Annotated in this window: 16 protein-coding genes; 7 read left to right on the top strand and 9 right to left on the bottom strand. The window is 71.4% G+C overall.

Annotated elements, in window-relative coordinates; all coding sequences use genetic code 11:
• The first annotated feature begins 179 nt into the window (after window positions 1-179).
• The 6 genes from tkt to pgl are packed head-to-tail and all read left to right on the top strand — an operon-like array spanning window position 180 to window position 8,835.
• Complete coding sequence (gene tkt / locus LG278_RS10320; protein WP_404386772.1) at window positions 180-2,525, top strand: transketolase; 2,346 nt, start codon at window positions 180-182, stop codon at window positions 2,523-2,525.
• Between the two features lie 8 nt (window positions 2,526-2,533).
• Window positions 2,534-3,646, top strand: coding sequence for a transaldolase (gene tal / locus LG278_RS10315; protein WP_404386770.1), 1,113 nt, complete (start codon window positions 2,534-2,536; stop codon window positions 3,644-3,646).
• On the top strand, window positions 3,643-5,268 hold the full coding sequence (locus tag LG278_RS10310) for a glucose-6-phosphate isomerase (protein WP_404386768.1): 1,626 nt from the start codon (window positions 3,643-3,645) through the stop codon (window positions 5,266-5,268). The genes tal and LG278_RS10310 overlap by 4 nt, the downstream gene beginning before the upstream one ends.
• Complete coding sequence (gene zwf, locus LG278_RS10305) at window positions 5,265-6,806, top strand: glucose-6-phosphate dehydrogenase (protein WP_404386766.1); 1,542 nt, start codon at window positions 5,265-5,267, stop codon at window positions 6,804-6,806. Before LG278_RS10310 ends, zwf begins: the two co-directional genes overlap by 4 nt.
• Entirely contained in the window at window positions 6,803-8,104 is a 1,302-nt protein-coding gene (locus LG278_RS10300) for a glucose-6-phosphate dehydrogenase assembly protein OpcA (RefSeq protein WP_404386764.1), read from the top strand. The genes zwf and LG278_RS10300 overlap by 4 nt, the downstream gene beginning before the upstream one ends.
• Window positions 8,101-8,835: a 6-phosphogluconolactonase gene (gene pgl, locus LG278_RS10295; RefSeq protein WP_404386762.1), complete on the top strand. Its 735-nt coding sequence runs from the start codon at window positions 8,101-8,103 to the stop codon at window positions 8,833-8,835. Before LG278_RS10300 ends, pgl begins: the two co-directional genes overlap by 4 nt.
• Window positions 8,836-8,960: 125 nt before the next feature.
• Here pgl and LG278_RS10290 read toward each other — a convergent pair whose 3' ends face one another.
• The 9 genes from LG278_RS10290 to uvrC all read right to left on the bottom strand — a co-directional run bounded on the left by LG278_RS10290 (window position 8,961) and on the right by uvrC (window position 18,091).
• Window positions 8,961-9,311: an RNA polymerase-binding protein RbpA gene (locus LG278_RS10290; protein ID WP_141845591.1), complete on the bottom strand. Its 351-nt coding sequence runs from the start codon at window positions 9,309-9,311 to the stop codon at window positions 8,961-8,963.
• A gap of 12 nt (window positions 9,312-9,323) precedes the next feature.
• Window positions 9,324-9,569 carry a preprotein translocase subunit SecG gene (secG, locus tag LG278_RS10285; RefSeq protein ID WP_141822052.1) on the bottom strand — a complete coding sequence of 82 codons (246 nt, stop codon included), beginning with the start codon at window positions 9,567-9,569 and terminating at the stop codon, window positions 9,324-9,326.
• A 151-nt stretch (window positions 9,570-9,720) separates the two neighbouring features.
• Window positions 9,721-10,539 carry a triose-phosphate isomerase gene (tpiA, locus tag LG278_RS10280; protein ID WP_404393483.1) on the bottom strand — a complete coding sequence of 273 codons (819 nt, stop codon included), beginning with the start codon at window positions 10,537-10,539 and terminating at the stop codon, window positions 9,721-9,723.
• A complete protein-coding gene (locus LG278_RS10275; protein ID WP_404393481.1) occupies window positions 10,539-11,747 on the bottom strand; it encodes a phosphoglycerate kinase in 1,209 nt (402 codons plus the stop codon). Before LG278_RS10275 ends, tpiA begins: the two co-directional genes overlap by 1 nt.
• A gap of 88 nt (window positions 11,748-11,835) precedes the next feature.
• Window positions 11,836-12,840 carry a type I glyceraldehyde-3-phosphate dehydrogenase gene (gap, locus tag LG278_RS10270; RefSeq protein ID WP_404393479.1) on the bottom strand — a complete coding sequence of 335 codons (1,005 nt, stop codon included), beginning with the start codon at window positions 12,838-12,840 and terminating at the stop codon, window positions 11,836-11,838.
• 187 nt (window positions 12,841-13,027) lie between these two features.
• The gene (gene whiA, locus LG278_RS10265) at window positions 13,028-14,008 is read right to left on the bottom strand and encodes a DNA-binding protein WhiA (RefSeq protein WP_404393477.1); all 981 of its coding nucleotides are present in this window, start codon (window positions 14,006-14,008) and stop codon (window positions 13,028-13,030) included.
• 57 nt (window positions 14,009-14,065) lie between these two features.
• Window positions 14,066-15,013 carry a uridine diphosphate-N-acetylglucosamine-binding protein YvcK gene (gene yvcK / locus LG278_RS10260; RefSeq protein ID WP_404393607.1) on the bottom strand — a complete coding sequence of 316 codons (948 nt, stop codon included), beginning with the start codon at window positions 15,011-15,013 and terminating at the stop codon, window positions 14,066-14,068.
• Window positions 15,014-15,086: 73 nt separating this feature from the next.
• The gene (gene rapZ, locus LG278_RS10255; RefSeq protein ID WP_404393476.1) at window positions 15,087-16,004 is read right to left on the bottom strand and encodes an RNase adapter RapZ; all 918 of its coding nucleotides are present in this window, start codon (window positions 16,002-16,004) and stop codon (window positions 15,087-15,089) included.
• Entirely contained in the window at window positions 16,001-18,091 is a 2,091-nt protein-coding gene (uvrC, locus tag LG278_RS10250) for an excinuclease ABC subunit UvrC (protein WP_404393474.1), read from the bottom strand. The genes rapZ and uvrC overlap by 4 nt, the downstream gene beginning before the upstream one ends.
• Window positions 18,092-18,259: 168 nt before the next feature.
• On the opposite strand from uvrC, the gene LG278_RS10245 reads away from it, so the two are divergent.
• Window positions 18,260-18,637 (top strand): hypothetical protein, encoded by a 378-nt coding sequence (locus LG278_RS10245; protein ID WP_404393472.1) that lies wholly within the window; start codon window positions 18,260-18,262, stop codon window positions 18,635-18,637.
• Window positions 18,638-18,653: the final 16 nt, after the last annotated feature.

Raw genomic sequence — 18,653 nt, 5'->3', positions numbered from 1 at the left:
TCACCCGTCGGCCGGTCGACCACCACCTCTCTCACACCTCTCGCTCCCTGCCCGCGGCCCACGCCCGTGCGGATGCCGGGCACGTGACCACGAACCGGTCGTGCCGTCAACGGCATCCGCGCTGGGACTAGGCTCGCGGCATACGTGAGATCCACCTTTCTGGCGAAGGAGACCCGTTCGTGACCAGCACCGCCACGTCGGCGAAGAAGCCCACCCGTCCGAGCGCTCCGAGGAAGGCGAAGGCAGCCGGACCGCTGGCGGGACGTGATCCCGGGCTGCCGAGCCCGGTGGCGAAGAAGGCGGGTTGGTCCGACCTCGACGTGCGCGCGGTCGACACGGCGCGACTGCTCGCGGCCGACGCCGTGCAGAAGGTCGGCAACGGCCACCCGGGCACCGCGATGTCGCTCGCTCCCCTGGCCTACCTGCTCTACCAGAACGTCATGACGCACGACCCGAGCGACCCCGCCTGGCTCGGCCGCGACCGCTTCGTCCTGTCGTGCGGCCACTCGAGCCTCACGCAGTACGTCCAGCTCTACCTCTCCGGCTACGGCCTCTCGCTCGACGACCTCAAGGCGCTGCGCACCTGGGGCTCGCAGACGCCGGGTCACCCCGAGGTGCACCACACCAAGGGCGTCGAGATCACGACCGGTCCCCTCGGCTCGGGTCTCGCCTCCGCCGTCGGCATGGCCATGGCGCAGCGCCGCCAGCGCGGCCTCTTCGACCCCGACGCCAAGCCGGGCACGAGCCCCTTCGACCACCACGTCTACGTCATCGCCTCCGACGGCGACATGCAGGAGGGCGTGTCCCACGAGGCCTGTGCGCTCGCCGGCCACCAAGAGCTCGGCAACCTCACCGTCGTCTACGACGCCAACCAGATCTCGATCGAGGACGACACCGACATCGCGTTCAGCGAGGACGTGGCAGCCCGCTTCACGGCATACGGCTGGCACGTCGTCGAGGTCGACTGGCGCAAGGACGCCGACGGCGCGACCTACGTCGAGGACCTCGACGCCCTGCTCGCGGCCATCCGCTCGGGCGACAAGGTCAGCGACAAGCCGACCCTCGTGGTGCTGCACACGATCATCGCGTGGCCCGCCCCGACCAAGCAGAACACCGGCAAGTCGCACGGGTCCGCCCTCGGCGACGAGGAGATCGGCGCCACCAAGGAGCTGCTCGGCTTCGACGCCAAGAAGTCCTTCGTCGTCGAGCCCGCCGTGCTCAAGCAGGCGCGCGACGTCGTCAGGCGCGGCAAGGCCGCCCACCGCGAGTGGGACAAGGGCTTCAAGGCCTGGCGCAAGGCCAACCCCGACGGCGCCAGGCTGCTCGACCGGATCCAATCGGGCAAGGCTCCGGAAGGGCTCGCCAAGGCGCTGCCGACCTTCCCGGCCGACGCCAAGGGCGTCGCCACCCGTGCGGCGTCCGGTGACGTGCTGACGGCGATCGCCGACGTGATGCCGGAGCTGTGGGGCGGCTCGGCCGACCTCGCCGGCTCGAACAACACGACGATGGAGGGGCAGCCCTCCTTCGTCCCGACCGACAAGCAGACGAGCAGCTGGAAGGGTGGCCCCTTCGGACGCACCCTTCACTTCGGCATCCGCGAGAACGGCATGGGCATGATCCTCAACGGGATCGCGCTCCAGGGCCTGACCCGGCCCTACGGCGGCACCTTCCTCGTCTTCTCCGACTACATGCGCCCGGCCGTGCGCCTCGCCGCGATCCAGCAGGTGCCCGTCACCTTCGTGTGGACCCACGACTCGATCGGCGTCGGCGAGGACGGCCCGACGCACCAGCCCGTCGAGCACCTCGCCGCGCTGCGTGCCATCCCGGGCCTCGCCGTGGTGCGCCCGGCCGACGCCAACGAGACCGCGGCGGCCTGGGGCCAGATCCTGGCCGCGAAGGACGGCCCCGCCGCCCTCTGCCTGACCCGCCAGAACGTGCCGACCTGGGACCGCAAGAAGTACGGCAAGGTCTCCGGGGTCGCCAAGGGCGCCTACGTGCTCGTCGAGGAGTCGACGGCCGGCAAGCCCGACCTGATCGTCGTGGCGACCGGCTCCGAGGTGCAGCTCGCCGTCGAGGCGGCCGAGAAGCTCGAGAAGGCAGGCATCGCGACGCGCGTCGTCTCGATGCCGTGTCGCGAGTGGTTCGAGAAGCAGACGAAGGGCTACCAGGAGAAGGTGCTGCCGTCGGCCGTCCGGGCCCGGGTGAGCGTCGAGGCGGGCATCTCGATGGGCTGGCACGACGTCGTCGGCGACTCCGGCCGGATCGTCAGCATCGAGCACTTCGGCGCCTCCGCCGACGCCGCGACCCTCTTCCGCGAGTTCGGCATCACGGCCGACGCGGTCGTCAAGGCCGGCAAGGAGTCGATCAAGGCCGCCAAGGCGTCGGGCGCGAGCCGAGCCCCCGGCATCAACGAGACCAACCCCGCCCGCGCCGCCGCGAGCGCGGCCACCGATGTGATGGGCACCGACGTGTCCGACAGTGGTGGCAGCGCGGCAGCCGCGAGCACGACGAACCAGGGAAAGTGAGACACAGCATGTCCAACCCGAACACCCAGGCCCTCTCCGACGCCGGCGTCTCCATCTGGCTCGACGACCTGTCGCGCGAGCTGCTCGAGACCGGCAAGATCGCCGACCTCGTCAAGGAGCGCAACGTCGTCGGCCTCACGTCCAACCCCTCGATCTTCCAGGCGGCGCTGTCCAAGGGTGACCGCTACAACGCCGACCTCGCCACCCTGACGGCCGCCGGCAAGGACGTCGAGGAGGTCGTCTTCGAGCTGACGACGTCGGACGTCCGCGAGGCGTGCGACATCTTCCTGCCGATCTACCAGTCGTCCGGCGGCGTCGACGGACGGGTGTCGATCGAGGTCGACCCGCGGCTCGCGCACGACACCGAGCAGACCGTCGCCCAGGCCAAGCAGCTGCACGCCGCCGTCGACCGCGAGAACGTCCTCATCAAGATCCCCGCGACCAAGGCCGGCCTGCCGGCCATCACCGCGACGATCGCCGAGGGCATCAGCGTCAACGTGACCCTGATCTTCTCGCTCGAACGCTACCGCGCCGTGATGAACGCCTACCTCGAGGGCCTCGAGAAGGCTCACGCGGCCGGCAAGGACCTCTCCACGATCCACTCCGTCGCCTCCTTCTTCGTCTCACGCGTCGACAGCGAGATCGACAAGCGCCTCGACGCGATCGGCACGAGCGAGGCCCGTGGCCTCAAGGGCAAGGCCGGTGTGGCCAACGCCCGGCTGGCCTACCAGGCCTTCGAGGAGGTCTTCTCGACCCCGCGCTGGGGCTCGCTCGCCGACGAGGGCGCCAACCCGCAGCGCCCGCTGTGGGCGTCGACGGGGGTCAAGGACCCGGCCTACCCCGACACCCTCTACGTCACCGAGCTCGTCGCCGCCGATGTCGTCAACACGATGCCGGGCGCGACGCTCGAGGCGACCGCCGACCACGGCGACATCCACGGCGACACGGTGACCGGTGGCTACGAGCAGGCGAGCAACGTCCTCGACGACCTGGAGCGCATCGGCGTCTCCTACACCGAGGTCGTCCAGCAGCTCGAGGACGAGGGCGTCGACAAGTTCGAGAAGGCCTGGGGTGAGCTCCTCGACGGCGTGACTGCCGAGATGTCGAAGGTCTCGGCATGAGCTCGCTGTCGGTGAGCGCCTCCGGCGCCGCGGCCGACGCCATCTCGCGGCACGTGCCGGTGCTCGTCGCCGACGGCGTGGCCGGCAAGCTCTTTGCGCAGGACGCCACGCTGTGGGGGCCCGAGGCCGAGCCCGAGTCACGCGTGCGACTCTCGTGGGTCGGACTCCCCCGCTCCTCACGGCCGCTCGTGGGTGAGATCGACGCGCTGCGCGACGACTTCGCGAGCCGCGGCCTCACCCACGTCGTGCTCTGCGGCATGGGCGGGTCCTCCCTCGCTCCCGAGGTCATCTGCGCCACCGCGGGCAAGGACCTCGTCGTGCTCGACTCGTCCGACCCCGGCTACGTCCGACGTGCGCTCGGCGACGACCTCGAGCACACCGTCGTCGTCGTCTCGAGCAAGTCCGGCTCCACGGTCGAGACCGATTCGCAGCGCCGCGCCTACGAAGGTGCGTTCGGCGACGCCGGCATCGACCCCGCCACCCGCATCGTCATCGTCACCGACCCGGGCAGCCCGCTCGACGAGGAGTCGCGGGCCAAGGGCTACCGCGTCGTCAACGCCGACCCCGACGTGGGTGGCCGCTACAGCGCGCTGACCGCCTTCGGTCTCGTGCCGAGCGGCCTCGCGGGTGTGGACGTCGGCGCCCTGCTCGACGAGGCCGAGTCGGTCGCCGACCTGCTCGCCGAGGACGACGAGGCCAACCCTGCACTGCGCCTCGGTGCGGCGATGGCCGGCACGGAGCCCCTGCGCGACAAGCTCGTGCTGGTCGACGAGGGCTCCGGCATCATCGGCTTCGCCGACTGGGCCGAGCAGCTCATCGCCGAGTCCACCGGCAAGGACGGCACCGGCGTGCTGCCCGTCGTCGTCGAGGGCGGTGACGCGCCCGAGGTGCGCTCGCCCGCCGCTGACGTGCTCGTGGCCCGGCTCGTGCCCGTCGACGACGACACGGTCGCCTCGGGTGACGACGTGCGGGTCAGCGGCGCGCTCGGTGCGCAGCTGCTCCTGTGGGAGGCGGCGACCGCGGTCGCCGGGCGCCTGCTCTCCATCAACCCCTTCGACCAGCCCGACGTCGAGTCGGCCAAGAAGGCCGCCCGTGCCCTCCTCGACCAGGGCGCCGCCGCGAGCGAGGAGCCTTCGGCCACCGACGGTTCGGTCGAGATCCGCGCCATGGGCGGCGACTGGCTGGGCTCGGCTTCGACCGTGCCCGAGGCGCTCGACGCGCTGCTGGGGCAGCTCGACCCCGAGCGCGGCTATATCGCGATCATGGCCTACCTCGACCGGCTCGGTGACGCGTCGCTCGCCGACGTGCGCGCCGCGGTTGCCGAGCGCACCGGTCGCCCGACGACCTTCGGCTGGGGGCCCCGCTTCCTCCACTCGACGGGGCAGTTCCACAAGGGCGGACCCGCCGTGGGGGTCTACGTGCAGATCACCACGGCCCCGGGCCAGGACCTCCCGATCCCCGGACGGGAGTTCACCTTCGGCGACTTCATCGCGTCGCAGGCCGGCGGCGACGCCCAGGTGCTCGCCGACCACGACCGCCCGGTCCTGCGCCTGCACCTGACCGACCACGACGCCGGTCTGGCCCAGGTCGAGGCCGCGCTGTCGCGGGGAGGGCGTGGATGACCCCGGCGCGAATCGCCCACGGGGAGAACCCCCTCCGCACCGCTCAGGACAAGCGCCTGCCCCGCATCGCCGGTCCGTGCGGTCTCGTCCTCTTCGGAGTGACGGGCGACCTCGCCCGCAAGAAGCTCATGCCCGCCATCTACGACCTCGCCAACCGGGGACTGCTGCCGCCGGGCTTCTCGCTCGTCGGCTTCGCGCGGCGCGACTGGGCCACCCAGGACTTCGGTCAGGTCGTCCATGACGCCGTCAAGCAGCACGCGCGCACGCCCTTCAGCGAGGACGTGTGGCGCAACCTCTCCGAGGGCTTCCGCTTCGTGCCCGGCACGTTCGATGACCCCGCTGCCTTCGACCTGCTCGCCAAGACGGTCGACGAGCTCGACGAGGACCGCGGCACCGGGGGCAACCACGCCTTCTACCTCTCGATCCCACCGGGCTTCTTCGCCACGGTGTGCGAGCAGCTCGAGCGCTGCGGCCTGACGACGGCCGAGGGCGACAGCTGGCGACGCGTCATCATCGAGAAGCCCTTCGGTCACGACCTCGAGAGCGCCCAGGAGCTCAACGAGATCGTCGAGGGTGTCTTCCCGCCCGACTCCGTCTTCCGCATCGACCACTACCTCGGCAAGGAGACGGTGCAGAACCTCCTCGCCCTGCGGTTCGCCAACCAGCTCTTCGAGCCGGTGTGGAACGCCAACTACGTCGACCACGTGCAGATCACCATGGCCGAGGACATCGGCATCGGCGGGCGCGCCGGCTACTACGACGGCATCGGTGCCGCGCGCGACGTCATCCAGAACCACCTCCTGCAGCTGCTTGCCCTCACGGCAATGGAGGAGCCCGTCTCCTTCGACGCCAAGGACCTGCGCGCCGAGAAGGAGAAGGTGCTGTCGGCCGTCCGACTGCCCGCCGACCTCGACAAGGGCGCCGCCCGCGGGCAGTATGCCGGCGGGTGGCAGGGCGCCGAGGAGGTCGTCGGCTACCTCGAGGAGGACGGTGTCGACAAGGCCTCGACCACCGAGACCTTCGCCGCCGTCACCCTCGAGGTCGACACGCGTCGCTGGGCCGGCGTCCCCTTCTACCTGCGCACCGGCAAGCGGCTCGGCAAGCGGGTCACCGAGATCGCGGTCGTCTTCAAGCGCGCCCCGCACCTGCCGTTCGAGCACACGGCGACGGAGGAGCTCGGCCAGAACGCCATCGTCATACGGGTGCAGCCCGACGAGGGCGTGACGATCCGCTTCGGCTCCAAGGTCCCCGGTGCGCAGATGGAGGTGCGCGACGTGACGATGGACTTCGGCTACGGTTCCTCGTTCACCGAGGCCTCGCCCGAGGCCTACGAGCGACTCATCCTCGACGTCCTGCTCGGGGACCCGCCGCTCTTCCCGCGGCACGAGGAGGTCGAGTCGTCATGGCGGATCCTCGACCCGCTCATGAGGCACTGGGCCAAGGCGGGCAAGCCCGAGCAGTATGTCGCGGGCACCTGGGGGCCGGCCTCGGCCGACCGGATGCTCGAACGCGACGGACGCACGTGGAGGATGCCGTGATCCGCGACCTGACCGACACCACGACGACGGGCATCAGCAAGACGCTCGTCCGCCTCCGCAACGAGGTCGGCGCGATGGCACTGGGACGCGTGCTCACCCTCGTCGTGGTCGTCGAGGACATCGACGCCGGCACGGCCATCGACGTGGCCAACCAGGCGAGCCGGCAGCACCCCTGCCGCATCATCGTCGTCATCCCCGGCGACCGTCGGGGTCGCAACCGTCTCGACGCCCAGATCCGTCTGGGCGGCGATGCGGGTGCGAGCGAGATCGTCGTGCTGCGCCTCTACGGCGCCCTCGCCAACCACGGTCCGAGCGTCGTCGTGCCGCTGCTGCTGCCCGACTCGCCGATCGTCGCGTGGTGGCCGGGCGAGGCCCCGGCCGACGTGGGCCGGGACCCGATCGGCGCGATGGCCCAGCGTCGCATCACCGACGCCGCCCAGCACCGCAACCCGCGCGCCATGCTCAAGAAGCGCGCCGTCACCTACGCCCCCGGCGACACCGACCTGTCGTGGACCCGCCTCACCCGGTGGCGTGGCCTGCTGGCCGCGGCCCTCGACCAGCCGCCCTACGAGCCGATCACGAGCGCCGTCGTCAGTGGCGCGCCTGACTCGCCCTCGTCGGACCTGCTGGCCGCGTGGCTCCAGCGCCGCCTCAAGGTGCCCGTGCACCGGGTCTCGACGCCACGCGGCTCGGGCATCAGCTCGGTGCGGCTCGACCGCAAGAGCGGGCCGATCGACCTCGTGCGTCCTGGCGACGCCGTCGCCACGCTCTCGCAGGCCGGACAGCCCGACCGTCGCATCAGCCTGCCGCGTCGCGAGGTGCCCGAGTGCCTTGCCGACGAGCTGCGCCGGCTCGACCCCGACGACGCCTACGAGGACGCCCTGCTGCACGGTCTCGAGGCGCTCCAGCCGGTGCGCCTCACCGCTGCTGCGGCGGCGAAGGCCGGCAAGGCGCCCGACCCGGCGGAGTCGCGGCGTCTCGCGGCGCGCCTCGGCCGTGACGTGTCGGCCAAGGAGGCCAGCGCGATGATCACGGCGCCGCCCGCGCCGGAGCACGCCGAGACCGAGCAGGTGCGGGCCGCCACGGTGCGCAAGCTCGCCGGCAAGCGCACCCCCCGCGAGAAGCAGGCCGAGAAGGCGCGCCAGGAGGCGGCGTCCACGTCGTCCACGACCACCAAGGCTGCGACGAAGAAGGCCGCACCGAAGAAGGCCGCGGCCGCGAAGAAGGCCACCACCAAGAAGGCCACCGAGAAGAAGGCCACCACCACAAAGGCCGCGACGAGCAAGGCGACCTCGTGACCGACGAGCCGCGGGTGGTCGTCCACCCCGACAAGCAGTCGTTGGCCGACGCCGCGGCGGCCCGTCTCGTGACGGCCCTGGTCGACGCGCAGACCCGCAGCCCGGAGGCCCAGGTGGCCCTCACCGGTGGGTCGATGGGCTCGGCGATCATCGCCTCCGTGGCCCGCACGCCGGGCCGCTCAGCCGTCGACTGGTCGCGGGTGCGGGTCTGGTGGGGCGACGAGCGCTATCTCCCGGCCGGTGACCCCGAGCGCAACGACACCCAGAACGACGAGGCCGGCCTCGCCGCACTGGGGCTCGACCCGGACAAGGTGCACCGGGTCGCCGGGCCCGACGCGTCCGAGAGCGCCGAGGCCAGCGCGGAGGCCTACGGGCAGACGATCCGCGAGCACGGCCAGAAGGCCTGGGACGTCGTGCTCTTCGGAGTCGGCCCCGACGGGCACGTCGCATCGCTCTTCCCGCACCACCCGGCGCAGCGGCAGACCGACGCGATCGCCGTCGCGGTGCACGACTCCCCCAAGCCGCCGCCGGACCGGGTGAGCCTCACCTTCGAGTGCTTCGACCGCAGCCACGAGGTGTGGTTCCTCGTGGCCGGCACCGACAAGGCCGAGTCGGTCGCTGCGGCGCTCGCACCGGGCGCCGACCGCTGGGACGTGCCGGCGGCAGGCCCACGGGGCAGCGACGCCACCCTGTGGCTGGTCGACGCCGACGCGGCCGCGGCCCTGCGCTGACGACGGCACCGGGCGGCATACCGGCTGGTGCCTGCACGACATCACCACCTGAACGACAGGACGAAGGGCCCGGGAGGATCTCCCGGGCCCTTCGTCGTGTGCAGGTGGTGTGGCGGACCGTCAGGTCACTGGATGAGGCCGCGCTCACGCAGGGTGCTGAGGGCCTCGTCGAGGATGGCCGCGCCGTCGGCGTCGCTGCGCCGCTCCTTCACGTAGGCCAGGTGCGTCTTGTAGGGCTCGACCTTCGGCGGGGCGGGAGGATTCTCCTTGTCCTGGCCCGCGGGGAAGCCGCAGCGCGGGCAGTCCCACGTCTCGGGCAGCACCATGCCGGGCTCCTGCGCGAAGCTCGGCCGCGTCTCGTGCCCGTTGGAGCACCAGTAGGAGATGTGGACGCGGGGAGCGGCGTCGCCGCGCTCCGCCTCGCCCATGGGGCCGGCGCCGACCCGACTTCCGCGAATCGCGTTACCGCTCGCCATGGTGTCGTCCTCTCAGCTCGCGAACCGGGCCAGCAGGCCCAGTCCGATGATGGCCGTCGCCCACACCGCGGCCACGGCCACGGTGAAACGGTCAAGGTTGCGCTCGGCCACCGACGAGCCACCGAGCGAGGTCGACATGCCTCCACCGAACATGTCGGAGAGGCCACCCCCCTTGCCCTTGTGCAGCAGGATGAAGAGGGTCAGGACCAGGCTGGACAGCACCAGCAGGACCTGCAGGGCGATGCGAACCGCATCCACGTGGTCACTCCAAATCGTCGGGACGTCATCAGCCACACGGCATCGCTACCGGGGCTCGGGCAAGGATACCTTCCCCCTGCCCGATCGACCGAACGCTGCGCCGCGGGCCGGGGGCCCGAGGCGCAGCGCGGTCGTGCAGGGGTCGGGAAACTCAGCTCGTGGCGAGGTGGTCGCGGTAGCGACAGATCGACGCGAACTCGGCCGGGTCGATCGAGGCTCCGCCGACGAGGGCGCCGTCGACGTCCTCCTGCGACATGATCGCCGCGACGTTGCCCGACTTCACGCTGCCGCCGTAGAGCACGCGTATGCCGTCCGCGACGTCGCCGCTGTAGAGCTCGGCTAGCAGCGTGCGGATCGCCGCGCAGACCTCCTGCGCGTCCTCCGGGGTCGCGACCTCGCCGGTGCCGATGGCCCAGATGGGCTCGTAGGCGATGACGATTGAGGCGACCTGCTCCTTGGACACACCGTCGAGCGCGGCGCGCAGCTGCGCCACCACGTGCTCGACCTGGCGGCCCTCCTTGCGCACGTCGAGGGCCTCGCCGCAGCAGAGGATCGGCGTGAGGTCGTGGGCGTAGGCCGCCTTGACCTTGGCCGCGACGATCTCGTCGGTCTCGCCGTGACCCTCGCGCCGCTCGCTGTGGCCGATGCACACGTAGGTGCAGCCGAGCTTCTTGAGGAAGGCGCCTGAGATGTCACCCGTGTAGGCGCCGGAGGCGTGCGGGGACAGGTCCTGGGCGCCGTACCTCAGCTCGAGCTTGTCGCCCTCGACGAGGGTCTGCACCGACCGCAGGTCGGTGTAGGGAGGCAGCACGGCGACCTCGACGGCGGAGTAGTCGTGCTTGGCGTCGCGCAGGGTCCAGTCGAGCTTCTGCACGAGATGGGTGCCCTGCAGGTGGTCGAGGTTCATCTTCCAGTTGCCGGCCATGAGCGGCACGCGGCCGCTCGTGGGCGCGGGGGTGTTCTTCGCCATCAGGCGTCATCCTCCTCGAGGACCGTGAGACCGGGCAGCTCCTTGCCCTCGAGGTACTCGAGGCTCGCCCCGCCACCGGTCGAGATGTGGCCGAAGTCGGAGTCCTCGAAGCCGAGCTGGCGCACGGCTGCGGCGGAGTCGCCGCCGCCGACGACGGTCAGCGCGCCGGCGGACGTCACGTCGACAAGGGCCTGGGCGAGCGCCTTGGTGCCCGCGGCATACGGCTCCATCTCGAAGGCACCCATGGGGCCGTTCCAGAAGACGGTGCGGCAGTCGGAGAGCTTCTCGGCGAAGAGCCGGCTGGACTCCGGACCGATGTCGAGGCCCATGCGGTCGGCCGGGATCGCGTCGGCCGCGACGATGTCGTGGGCGGCGTCGGCGCTGAACGCGTCGGCAGCCACGACGTCGACCGGCAGAACGATCTCGACGCCCTCCTTCTCGGCGCGCTCGAGGTAGCCCTTGACCGTGTCGATCTGGTCGGCCTCGAGCAGGCTCTTGCCGACCTCGTGCCCCTGGGCCGCGAGGAAGGTGAAGACCATGCCGCCACCGATGAGGAGACGGTCGGCCGTGCCGAGCAGGTTGCCGATGACGCCGAGCTTGTCGGACACCTTCGCGCCGCCGAGCACGACGGCATACGGACGCTCGGGGTCCTTGGTGAGGCGGCGCAGCACGTCGACCTCCGTCGAGACGAGGTCACCCGTGGCGTGCGGCAGGAGGCGGGCCACGTCATAGACGGACGCCTGCTTGCGGTGCACGACGCCGAAGCCGTCGGAGACGAACACGTCTGCGAGAGAAGCGAGCTGGCCCGCGAACTCAGCGCGGTCCTCATCGGTCTTGGCCGTCTCGCCGGCGTTGAAGCGGAGGTTCTCGAGCAGCAGCACCTGGCCGTCCTCGAGCGCGGCAGCCTTGGCCTGGGCGTCCTCGCCGACCGTGTCGTCGGCGAAGACGACGGGGGTGCCGAGCACCTCGCCGAGGCGGTCGGCGACGGGCGCGAGGGAGTACTTGGCCTCCGGCGCGCCCTTGGGGCGACCGAGGTGCGCACAGACGATGACGCGCGCGCCGGCGTCGGCGAGGCTCTTGATCGTCGGGGCCGACGCGCGGATGCGGCCGTCGTCGGTGATGGTCGTGCCGTCGAGCGGCACGTTGAGGTCGGAGCGGACGAGGACGCGCTTGCCGCGCAGGTCCCCGAGGTCACCGGTCGTCTTCACGCGGTCTGCCTCTTCCGGTAGCGGGATGGGTCTGGAGATATGGCGGCGGCCACCGCCCCGGCAGCTGCCGGGACGGTGGCCGAGCGCGTCAGAGCGACTTGCCGACGAGGTTGACGAGGTCGACGAGGCGGTTGGAGTAGCCCCACTCGTTGTCGTACCAGCCGACGACCTTGACCTGGTTGCCGATCACCTTGGTGAGGCCGGCGTCGAAGATGCACGATGCCGGGTCGGTCTCGATGTCCTTGGAGACGATCTCGTCCTCGGTGTAGACGAGGAAGCCCTTCATCGGGCCCTCAGCGGCGGCCTTGACGGCGGCGTTGACCTCTTCGACGGTCGTCTCGCGGCTGGCCTCGAAGGTGAGGTCGGTGGCGGAGCCGGTCGGCACCGGGACGCGGAGCGCGTAGCCGTCGAGCTTGCCCTTGAGCTCGGGCAGCACGAGGGCCACGGCCTTGGCCGCGCCGGTGGTCGTCGGCACGATGTTGAGGGCGGCGGCGCGGGCCCGGCGCAGGTCCTTGTGCGGCGCGTCCTGGAGGTTCTGGTCCTGCGTGTAGGCGTGGATCGTCGTCATGAGGCCCTTGACGATGCCGAACTCGTCGTTGAGGGCCTTGGCCATCGGCGCGAGGCAGTTCGTCGTGCACGAGGCGTTGGAGATGACGGTGTGGGCGGCCGGGTCGTAGAGCTCGTGGTTGACGCCCATCACGATCGTGATGTCCTCGTTCTTGGCCGGCGCCGAGATGATGACCTTCTTGGCACCACCGTCGATGTGCGCCTTGGCCTTCTGCGCGTCGGTGAAGAAGCCGGTGGACTCGATGATGACGTCGGCGCCGACTCCGGCCCAGTCGATCGCGGCCGGGTCGCGCTCCTCGAAGACGCGAATTGCCTTGCCGTCCACGATGATCGAGGTCTCGTCGTGGGTGACCTCGCCGGGGAAACGACCCAGGATGGAGTCGTACTTGAGCAGGTGGGCGAGGGTCTTGTTGTCCATGAGGTCGTTCGTGGCGACGACCTCGATGTCGGCTCCGGATGCCAGGACGGCTCGGAAGAAGTTGCGGCCGATGCGGCCAAAGCCGTTGATACCAACGCGAACGGTCACTGCTGAGCACCTCTTCGGGTGAGACTGTGTCGGACGGTGTGTCAGACCTGGGACCACGCGACGTCGGGTGGCCTCGATCACGTCCACCCTAGTGCGTCGGCTCTGCGGGCGAGTCGCAAGTCTCAGGGCTTGGTGAGCGGCCGCTCACCCCGGGTGCAGGCGTGCCGCGGGCGACACCGCGGCCCGCTCAGCTCTCGAGCATGTCCTGGGTGAGGCTCGACTCGGTGCCGGCGACGCCGAGCTCCTCGGCGCGCTTGTCGGCCATCGCGAGCAGCCGCCTGATGCGGCCCGCCACGGCGTCCTTGGTCATCGGCGGCTGGGCGAGCTGGCCCAGCTCCTCGAGGCTCGCCTGCTTGTGCTCGAGCCGGAGGGTGCCCGCCTCGCGCAGGTGGTCGGGGATCTCGTCGCCGAGGATCTCCATGGCGCGCTCGACCCGAGCACCGGCCGCCACCGCGGCGCGCGCGGACCGGCGCAGGTTGGCGTCGTCGAAGTTGGCGAGGCGGTTGGCGGTCGCGCGCACCTCACGGCGCATCCGCCGCTCCTCCCAGGCCATCACGGCGTCGTGGGCGCCGAGTCGGGTGAGCAGGGCGCCGATCGCGTCACCGTCACGGATGACGACGCGGTCGACCCCGCGCACCTCACGAGCCTTGGCCTGGATGCCGAGCCGTCGCGCCGCGCCGACGAGCGCGAGGGCCGCCTCCGGACCGGGGCAGGTCACCTCCAGCGCTGATGACCGGCCGGGCTCGGTGAGCGAGCCGTGGGCGAGGAAGGCGCCGCGCCAGGCCGCCTCGGAGTCGCACGTGGAGGCGCTGACGACCTTGGGGGGCAGGCCGCGCACGGGGCGGCCGCGGCCGTCGACGAGACCGGTCTGCCGGGCCAGCGTCGAGCCGTCCTCGACGATGCGCACGACGTAGCGAGACCCCCGGCGCAGTCCGCCGGCGGCGAGCACGAGCACGTCGCTGCGGTGGCCGTAGACCTCGGTGATGTTGCGGCGGAGGCGACGCGCGGAGTTGGCGGTGTCGAGCTCGGCCTCGACGACGATCTGGCCGCCGATCATGTGCAGCCCGCCCGCGAAACGCAGCATCGTCGAGACCTCGGCCTTGCGACAACAGGGCTTGGTGACCTCGAGTCTCGAGAGCTCGTCCTTCACCTTCGCTGTCATCGCCATGCCGCTCATCCTGCCACCCTCATCAAGCACCCTCGCGCCGAGCGTCGGTGTGAGACCTCAGGCGATGACGTCGCGCAGCGCCGCGGCGAGGCGTAGCGGGTCGTGCACTCCGGGGTGGCGCCGGGCCTCGACCGGGGCGACGACGAGCTCGGCCCCGAGCTTGGCGGCTGCGACGCGCAGGGCCGGCACGTCGGGCACGACGCTCGGGTCGGCGAGCACGTAGTCGAGGCGCAGGTCGGGTGCGTTGCCGGCGAACGACGCGAGGTGGTCTTCGGCGCGGAAGTCGCGGGTCTCGCCTTTGTGCACCTCGAGGTTGAGGTTGAGCAGCCGGCGCGCCTTCGTGGCGACGAGGGCGTCGGCGAGGTCGGGCACCAGCAGGTGTGGCATCACGGAGGTGAACCACGAGCCGGGCCCGAGCATCACCCAGTCGGCCCGCGCGACGGCGTCGATGGCCTCCTGGCAGGGGGTCGGGCAGGTGGGCAGGATGCCGATCGAGGAGACGATGCCGGGTGACGACGCGACCCGGTGCTGCCCGCGCACCTCGATCGTCTCGTCGGGACGCTCCGGGTCGTGACCGCGGATCTCGGCGACGATCTGCAAGGGCTCCCCCGCCATCGGCAGCACCCGGCCCCGGGCACCCAGCAGGCGTCCGACGAGGTCGAGGCCCTTGACGGTGTCGCCGAGCAGCTCCCAGATCGAGACGATCATGAGGTTGCCGAGGGCGTGCCCGGCGAGGTCGCCCTCGCCCGAGAAGCGGTGCTGCAGCACGTCGCGCCAGGTGTGGCCCCAGTCGCTGTCGTCACAGAGCGCCGACAGTGCCATGCGCAGGTCGCCGGGTGGCAGGACGTCGAACTCCTCGCGCAGTCGGCCGCTCGACCCGCCGTCGTCGGCGACGGTGACGACGGCGGTCACACTGTCGGTGAGCAGGCGCAACGCGGTCAGTGCTGCCGACAGGCCGTGGCCGCCACCGAGAGCGACGATGCTGCGGTGGTGGTCGGGGACCAGAGGCCCCGGCGGGGGTGGCGGCGGAGGCGGCGGAGCTGGAGGCGGAGGGGTCACGGGCGTCGTCGGTCCGGTCTCACTCACGCCCGAGGTCGCGGTGGACGACGAACGTGTCGACCCGGTCGGTGCGGGCCAGCCGGGTGCTCAGCGCCTCGGCGGTCGCGACCGAGCGGTGCTTGCCGCCCGTGCACCCGACGGCCACCGTGACGTAGCGGCGGCCCTCACGCACGTAGCCCTCGATCATCGTCGCGAGCAGGTCGGACGCGCGGTCGAGGAACTCCTCGGCGCCGGGCTGGGCCATCACGAACTCGGCCACCGGCTCGTCTCGCCCGGTGAGCGGCCGCAGCTCGGGCACCCAGAAGGGGTTGGGCAGGAAGCGCATGTCGAAGACGACGTCGGCGTCGAGCGGCAGGCCGTACTTGAAACCGAAGGACATCACGGCGATGCGCAGCTGGGCCCGGCGGTCGCCGGCGAAGAGCGACGACAGCTTGGCCGTCAGCTGGTGCACGTTGAGACCGGAGGTGTCGATGACGACGTCGGCGCTCGAGCGCAGGTCGACGAGCATCGTGCGCTCCAGCTGGATGCCGTCGAGGAGGCGGCCGTCGGCCTGCAGCGGGTGGGGTCGGCGCACGCTCTCGAAGCGGCGGACGAGTGCCTCGTCGGTCGCGTCGAGGAAGACCAGACTCGGGTGCTCCCCGCGGTCGCGGGCTGCGGCGATGGCGTCGGAGAGCATGCCGAACCAGCCGCGCGAACGCACGTCGACGACGACGGCGACCTGCTGCATGGCGGCGTCGGGGTTGCGCTCGCGGGCCTCGTCGCGCAGGTCGGCCAGCGCCGAGAGCAGCTGCGGCGGCAGGTTGTCGACGACGAGCCAGCCGAGGTCCTCGAGCACGTTGGCGGCCGTCGAGCGCCCGGCACCGCTCATGCCGGTGACGATGACGATGGGCGCGTCGGCCAGCGACCGGCGTGGCGTCGGCGTGGGGTCGGTGGTCATTCGAGAACTTCTCCCGTCGTGAGGTTCACGGCTGGCTCCGGCGGTGCACCCTCAGCCAAGTGGGTCGCGATGGCCGTGGCAAGCGAGGGTCCGATTCCGGGGACCGCCATGATGTCGGCGGCCTCTGCCTGGCGGAGGCGTTTGACCGACCCGAAGTGCCGCAGGAGCGCCTTCTGGCGGCTCGCGCCCAGACCGGGTATGCCGTCGAGCTGGCTCGTCGTCATCGCCTTGGACCGGCGCTGGCGGTGGAAGGTGATGGCGAAGCGGTGGGCCTCGTCACGCAGGCGCTGCAGCAGGTAGAGGCCTTCGCTCGTGCGCGGCAGGATCACCGGGTGGTCGAGGCCGGGCAGCCAGACCTCCTCGAGTCGCTTGGCGAGCCCGACGAGGGCGACCTCCTCGATGCCGAGCTCGTCGAGCACGGCCTGCGCGGCGTTGACCTGCGGCAGTCCGCCGTCGACGACGACAAGGCTCGGCGGGTAGGCGAAGCGCCGTGGCCGCCCCGTCTCGGGGTCGATCGGCCCCGAGGTCGGGCGGTCCGGATCGGCGTCCGAGTCCGTGCCGTCGTCACCGCCCTCTCCGCCGTGCGATTCAGCTGTCCCCTGGGCACCGGACGCGGGACCGTCGCTGACGACGCCGGTCGACAGGTCGAGATCGCCCGTGCCCTCGGCGTCCTCGAGGTAGCGCCGGAACCGTCGGGTCAGCACCTCGCGCATGGCGGCGGTGTCGTCGACGGTGACCGGCTCATCGCCGGGCCCGGCGGGCGCAGCGCCACGCACGATGAAGCGGCGGTACTCGCTCTTGCGGGCGAGCCCGTCCTCGAAGACGACCATCGACGCGACGACGTTGGTGCCCTGCACGTGGCTGACGTCGTAGCACTCGATGCGCAGCGGTGCCTCGTCGAGCTCGAGGTAGTCCTGCAGCTCCTGGAGCGCGAGGCTTCTCAGGGTGAGGTCTCCGGCACGCGCCACCTTGTGCCGGGCGAGGGACTGCTCGGCGTTGCGGCGCACCGTCTCCATCAGGGTGCGCTTGTCGCCGCGCTGCGGCACCCTCACGCTGACCGCGGACCCGCGCACCGCCGACAGCCACTCGGTGACGGCGTCGACGTCGGAGGGCTCGAACGGCACGAGCACCTCGCGCGGGACGCTCTCGCGCTCGGCGTCGCCGTAGACCTGCAGCAGGAGGTGCTCGACGAGGGAGGGCAGGTCCTCGCTCTCCTTCTCGACGACCCAGCCGCGCTGGCCCCGGATGCGGCCCCCGCGCACGTGGAAGACCTGCACCGCGGCCTCGAGGTCGTCGTCGGCGAGGGCGAAGACGTCGGCGTCGGTGGCGTCCCCGAGCACGACGGCCTGCTTCTCGAGAGCCTTGCTCAGTGCGCCGATGTCGTCGCGCAGCCGGGCGGCCTGCTCGAAGTCGAGCTCGGCCGCGGCGTCCCGCATGCGGGTCTCGAGGCGCTTGACGAAGCGGGTCGTGTTGCCGGTCATGAAGTCGCAGAAGTCGTCGGCGATCGCCCGGTGCTCCTCCGCGGTCACCCGCCCCACGCAGGGCGCGGAGCACTTGTCGATGTAGCCGAGCAGGCAGGGGCGGCCGCTGGCTGCCGCCCGCTTGAAGACGCCGGACGAGCAGGTGCGCACCGGGAAGACGCGCAGCAGGAGGTCGAGGGTCTCGCGGATCGCCCAGGCGTGGCCGTAGGGGCCGAAGTAGCGCGTCCCCTTGCGCTTGGCGCCGCGCATCACCTGGGCGCGGGGAAACTGCTCACCCATCGTCACCGCGAGGAACGGGTAGGACTTGTCGTCGCGGTACTTGACGTTGAAGCGAGGGTCGAACTCCTTGATCCAGGAGTACTCGAGCTGGAGCGCCTCGACCTCGGTGCGCACGACGGTCCACTCGACCGACGCGGCGGTGGTGACCATCGTCGCCGTGCGCGGGTGCAGCGCGGTGATGTCCTGGAAGTACGAGGACAGCCGGGGCCGAAGGGATTTGGCCTTGCCGACGTAGATGACCCGCCCGTGGCCGTCGCGGAAGCGGTAGACCCCTGGATCGGTCGGGATCTCGCCCGGCTTGGGACGATAGCTCCTCGGGTCGGCCACGCATCCACCCTATGTCGGCCCGCCGACAGCCCTTCCCGCACCCGGCCCGGCCAAGATCTGCACACCATCTGCACGCCAGCAGCACCTCCTCCTCGCACGGTGACGCCTAGCGTCTCGAGAGCAGGCCGTGGCGCCTCGCTCCCCCCGCCCGTCCACCAGGAGGACAGCATGCCGATCACCCGAAGCACCTACCGCGCCGCGCTCGCCCTGGCCCTCGGCTCGACGGTGCTGCTGCTGTGGATGATCGGCGCCCTCGGCGTGATCGGCTCGGGCGGCCGGCAGGACCTGCTCTACGTCGGGGTCGCCGGGGTGGCCCTGGTGGGCTCGGTGCGCGCGCGGCTACGCCCCCGCGGCATGGCGCTGACCATGGCGGCGACCGTGGCCGCCCTGCTCGTGGTGGCCGTGATCGCGCTCATCGCCGGCCTCCAGGACACGCCGGGCGCATCCGTCCCCGAGATCCTCGGGCTCACCGCGATGTACGTGACGCTCTTCGGGGCCGCCGGCTGGCTGTTCCGACGATCGGTGCAGCCCGCCCGTCGCGGGTGAGGGCACCACGGGCGTA

Origin of the sequence: Humibacillus xanthopallidus (assembly GCF_044793955.1) — a bacterium.
In the GTDB taxonomy this organism is placed as follows: Bacteria; Actinomycetota; Actinomycetes; order Actinomycetales; family Dermatophilaceae; genus Humibacillus; species Humibacillus xanthopallidus_C.
This window is presented reverse-complemented; position numbering and strand designations above follow the sequence as displayed.